This is a genomic window from Kitasatospora sp. NPDC050463 (assembly GCF_040655255.1).
Classification (GTDB): Bacteria; Actinomycetota; Actinomycetes; order Streptomycetales; family Streptomycetaceae; genus Kitasatospora.
The window spans coordinates 1-4,389 of the sequence record NZ_JBFAJO010000180.1; the positions used below are offsets into that span (position 1 = coordinate 1).

Below are 4,389 nucleotides of genomic sequence, written 5' to 3' on the forward strand. Positions count from 1 at the left end.
CGCCGCCCTGCGCGTACCTCATGCCCCAGGGCTACCGGATCCACAGCCCCACCGTCAGGCGAACAGCCCCGACATCACCCAATCAAGTTCAGTACTCCTACCGCAACCCCGCCAACCCCTTCGCCCTCCCGCAGACCCGCCTCGCAAGGGTCTCCGCCGCGCTCACCCCATGACCGCACGAACCGACCCCACCACTGTGGCGGGGCCGATGTGCGTCGAGCGATGTGAGACACAGTCTCGAACGAGCCAGGCCCGTCCTACCAGGCCACCCCGAGGGCCTCCAACTGGCCGAGCTGCTCCGGGCTGAGCTTGTCCCGCCTCGCCTTCTGGTTGTTCAGCCAGGTGCCCAGCGATGCCCCGCCTTCCTTGTGCGAGCGCGGCACCCGGGCGTGGCCCTCGCGCTCGACATACGCGGCCAGCGCGGCCAGGCCCTGCGCGAACCGGTTGCCACGGGACACCTTCGGCTTCGCGTCGGCCGCCGTCTTCGCGGCGACCAGCTCCTGGTCCTCCTCGATGCCGATCGCCGTGAGCAGGTCCCGCTGATCGGCCTCCAGGGCCGGCCAGCCGGCCCGCTGCGCCTGGACCCAGCGGCCGAGCTGCTCGCCCTCGAAGACGGTGTCCTGCGGCAGCCGCGCCCAGTCGACCCGTCCGTCGGAGTCGAGCCACCACGACCTGGCGACGGCGTAGGTGCGTTGCCAGGTGATCGGCCAGGCGGGGCACCACCAGGGGTCGATCTCCTCCAGCGACTGGCGTCGCTCCGGCGCGAGTGCCCCCGGCTCCCCGGCCGGCACCGCCGCGGCGGCCCGCAGCTCGGAGAGCCAGGTACCGATCGCGTACCCGCCGACCGACGCCCGCGCCGGAGCCGCCAGGGACCCGCCGTGGCCCTTCGCCCAGACCCTGGCCCAGTCGAGGCCGGCCTCGAACCGCGCATCCGAGACGGACCAGATCATCCCGAGCGCGTCCAGCATCTCCACCCGGTACGTCGCCAGCTCACCATTCGCATTCTCACCGCGACGGTCCGACAGCCACTTGCCCAGCGGGTAATTCCCGGATTCCCCGACCAGCGCCGAATAAGGAACATCCAGCCCGCCGGTCTCCTCGAACCACCGCCGCGCGTGCCCGATCCCCTCACGCCACAGCTGCGTCTCACCGACCAGCACCCGCGAGGCGATGAACAGCGCGAGCACGTTCTCGTCCACTGGCGTCTGGAACCGCACCGGCAGCGTGAACGCCCCCGACCCACCCGCACCAGAGCCGCCCTCACCAGGCGCGAAAGCCGCCTCAGCGCTGCGCCCGGTGGTCCGCTTGCCCGACTTCTGCGGCACCGCGAGGGCCTCCACCACCTTGGCGTCGTGAGACCTCAAGGCAGTCAAAATACGGATGAGCGGACCATAGCTGTCCGACTCCAGAATGTCCCCGTGTGAAGGTGCGCTTTTTTGTCGTCGGATGCGGTGGTTTTCTGTCGTGGGGCGTAGGCGTGTCTGTGGTGTTCAGCGGCGGTGATGGCTGGCCGTGCGTCAGTTTCGTGCAGCTTCCTTGACGCCGATGGCATGTCCGGCTTGTACCAGATAGTCCTGCTGGGTGTCACCGGAATGCGGTTTCGGGCGTCGTCGTGGTGCGGTCGCTGTCTTCCTGGATGGGCAGGAGACGAGCCCGGTCGTTGCTGGGGCTGTCGGACGGGCCGGGAGGGCGTGGATGGCGGACGGCGGCGGGAGCGACGCGGTAGGGTCCGGTGGTCCGGCGTGGGTGGTGCGTGAGCAGGTGGTGTTCCGGCTCCTGGCCCTGGAGGAACGCGGTGTTCTGACGCCCGGTCATGTGCGTCTTGCGGCTTTCTCGGCGGGCCGGTCGGTGCGGACGGTGCAGCGCTGGCTGCAGGCGGCCCGCGAGGAGGGCCGGACGGCGCGCAGGCCCCGGCCGCGGTTCACGGTCACGGACGAGGTCCACGCGCGGTTGGCGTTGTGGTGCGGGAACGCGGCGGCGGTCCACCGGGAGCTTCTCGCACAGGCCCGCGCGTCGGCGGACGACTCCCTGGACGGGGGAGCCGGTGGGGAGTCGGCCGCGGGTGCCGGGAGCGGTGGGGGAGCGGCTGTTCCGTCGTTGGCGACGTTTCAGCGGGCGGTGCGCCGGGATCTGAACGCGGGTCAGCGCGCTGGGCTGAAGGGCGGGGAGAGGGCCAGGCGGGCGCACGATGTGCATTTGGCCCGTCCGGTGAAGTGGCGCAACGCGTGCTGGGAGGGTGATCACAAGCATTTGCCCGTCGAGGTCGAGCTGGACGGGCGGGCGGTGCGTCCGTGGGTGACGTGGTTCATCGACTGCGCGAGGAACGCGATCACGGGTGCGGCCGTCACCCCGCACCAGCCGTCCCGGGACGCGGTGCTGGCGGCGTTGCGGATCGCCTTGTCGCGGGACGAGAGCGGCGGCCCGTACGGGCCGATCGGCGGGCTGCCGGAACTGGTGCGGGTCGACCGCGGCAAGGAGTTCCTGTGCGCCACGGTGACCCGGGCGCTGGGCGCGCTCGCGGTCCCGGTGCAGGATCTGCCGGCGCGCAGGCCGGAGTTGAAGGGCACGGTGGAAAACCTCAACCACTGCGTCGTCGACATGTTCCTGGTCGCGCAGCCCGGATACCTCCACGCCCCCGCGGCCACCACCGGCCCGCGGGCGCGGCCCGGTGACCTGGACGGGCTGCTGTCGTTCACCGAGTTCACCGCACGGCTTCTGGACTGGGTGCAGTGGTGGAACACCGAGCACCGCCCGCAGCCGCTCGGCGGCCGCACACCGCTCCAGGCGTGGCAGGACGACCCCACCCCGATCGAGGACGTCCCGCCCGCGCTGCTGCGCTCCTTCACCCTCGAGGACGCGGGAGGCGACAAGGTCCTGTCCACGAAAGGCGTGTATTGGCGGGGGCGTTACTACGTCGGCCCGTGGATGCACGGCATGGACGGCACCCGGGTGCGGGTGCGGTTCGTCCCCCACCACGACCACGAGATCGAGGTGTTCGACGCCGCCACCGGCGCCTACCTCGGGCCGGCCCACCTCGCGAACGCCGCCACCGCGGCCCAGCGGGCCGCCCTGCGCCGGGCCAAGGACGCCCAGCGGCGCACGATGGTGCGTGCGCTGGTCTCTGCGGACCGCCAGCGCCGCCGGCTGGGCCGCTACGGCGCGGTCACCGTGCCGGGGCGGCCCGAGCCGCTGGCGGCGCTGACCGTAGCCGAGGCCGAGGATCAACTCGCCGCAGCCGCCGGGGCCGGGAGCGCTCTGGCGAAGCGGGCGCTGCCGGACCTGATCCCGCCGCGCGAGGCACCCCCCTCGTGGGCCCGCCCGATCCGCCGCTCCCCTCCGGCAGCACCCGGTACCGATGCCGGCCCACCGTCGTCCGGGGCGAACGAAGAAGAAGCAGAAGAGGGAGGACGCCGGTGACGACCGCGGACCGACTGGGCCGGCTGCCGGCCGAACGCGAGGACCACTACATGCGCCTGCGCGACGCCCACGTGGTCGGCACCCGGGCCCTGTTGGCGGTGCGGGAGAACATCCGCGCCGCGATCGAAGCCAGAGCGATGATCTGCATCTACGGCAGGGCCGGGCACGGGAAGTCGTTCGCGGTCAACGCCTCGCTGCGCGACCTCGCCCCGCAGATCACCCACCGCATCCAGTTCCGGGCCCGCCCCTCGACCCGGGACCTGCGCCACGAACTGTTCTACGCCCTGGGGCTCCCGGGTCGTCCGCCCTCCCATGCGATCGAGTTCGACCGCATGCTGCGCGGGGCGCTGGAGGAGACCCGGGTGCTGGTGTGCGACGAGGCCCAGTGGCTGTCGAAGCTCTGCTTCGAATACCTGCGCTACCTGTGGGACGACACCGGCACCGACCTGACGATCGTCTTCACCGGCGGCAACGGCTGCTTCGAGATGCTGCAGAGCGAGCCGATGCTCGAATCCAGGGTCTACTGCTGGCAGGAGATCGACCCCCTGACGCTGGAGGAGGTCCTGGACACCATTCCGGCCTTCCACCCGATCTGGACCGACGCCGAACCGGAGCTGATCGCCCTGTGCGACCGCGAGGCTGCCCACGGCAACTTCCGGGCCTGGGCGAAGATCACCCACCACCTGGCCGCCGGCATGAAGGAGTCCGGGCGCGCCAAGGTGGACGAGGACCTGGTGCGCTGGGCCTACAGCAAACTCGGCCGACGACAGGCAGGCGCACCGTGCTGACCTGCCCCGACCCGCCGCCGGTCACCGTCGTCCTTGACCCCCATGACGACCTGCCCCACACCCGCGCCGCCCAGGCCGCCCACAGCCCCGGGCCTTCGCCCGTGAAGGTGGACACGCGGTTGGTAGTCACGCGGCGAGCGTGAGTTTAGCTGTGTGGTGTCGGTGTTCGTATTCGTTGGGGCTG

Annotated in this window: 3 protein-coding genes; 2 read left to right on the forward strand and 1 reads right to left on the reverse strand. The window is 71.5% G+C overall.

Going from position 1 to position 4,389, the window contains the following annotated elements; translation table 11 throughout:
• Positions 1-257 precede the first annotated feature (257 nt).
• A complete protein-coding gene (locus AB0J08_RS41070; RefSeq protein WP_360645153.1) occupies positions 258-1,364 on the reverse strand; it encodes a helicase associated domain-containing protein in 1,107 nt (368 codons plus the stop codon).
• Between the two features lie 832 nt (positions 1,365-2,196).
• On the opposite strand from AB0J08_RS41070, the gene AB0J08_RS41075 reads away from it, so the two are divergent.
• Together AB0J08_RS41075 and AB0J08_RS41080 are read left to right on the forward strand one after the other, a co-directional pair.
• Entirely contained in the window at positions 2,197-3,417 is a 1,221-nt protein-coding gene (locus tag AB0J08_RS41075) for a transposase family protein (RefSeq protein WP_360645155.1), read from the forward strand.
• Complete coding sequence (locus AB0J08_RS41080; RefSeq protein ID WP_360645158.1) at positions 3,414-4,205, forward strand: ATP-binding protein; 792 nt, start codon at positions 3,414-3,416, stop codon at positions 4,203-4,205. The genes AB0J08_RS41075 and AB0J08_RS41080 overlap by 4 nt, the downstream gene beginning before the upstream one ends.
• Positions 4,206-4,389: the final 184 nt, after the last annotated feature.